Source organism: Photobacterium chitinilyticum (assembly GCF_004104355.1).
Lineage (GTDB): Bacteria > Pseudomonadota > Gammaproteobacteria > Enterobacterales > Vibrionaceae > Photobacterium > Photobacterium chitinilyticum.
On sequence record NZ_RJLM01000266.1, the window covers coordinates 1 to 366 of the forward strand.

Below are 366 nucleotides of genomic sequence, written 5' to 3' on the forward strand. Positions count from 1 at the left end.
TCAAAAGTGGTCAAGCAGATGAAAGACTTGGGAACTTATCGTAAAGAGTTCGAAATGATCATTGACATTTTTGCAGGTATGTTATACCAGTATCAGAAACTTGCTCAAGATTATGCTGATATGGGTTATCCAGTAACAGACACCTACGTCAATAAGGCTGGTGCTGAAAATGAGCGCAAAGTTCCAATCTTGACAGCGATGGAAATTTTGAGGAAAGATATACTCAGCTACTCTAATCAGTTGATGATGAATCCTAAGTCGCTCGGTGAGGTAGTAGAACAAGAGGGTGAGTCAGTTCTTACTGAGGTACTGAAGTTCAAGAACGAAATCAAGAAGAAGCGAGTGACTGGCAATGGGTAATCTTGA

Annotated in this window: 1 protein-coding gene; it reads left to right on the plus strand. The window is 40.4% G+C overall.

What is annotated here, in order from left to right:
- Nucleotides 1-360: P27 family phage terminase small subunit (locus EDI28_RS26675; RefSeq protein WP_199287527.1), on the plus strand; the 360-nt coding region annotated here is incomplete at its 5' end.
- Nucleotides 361-366 lie beyond the last annotated feature (6 nt).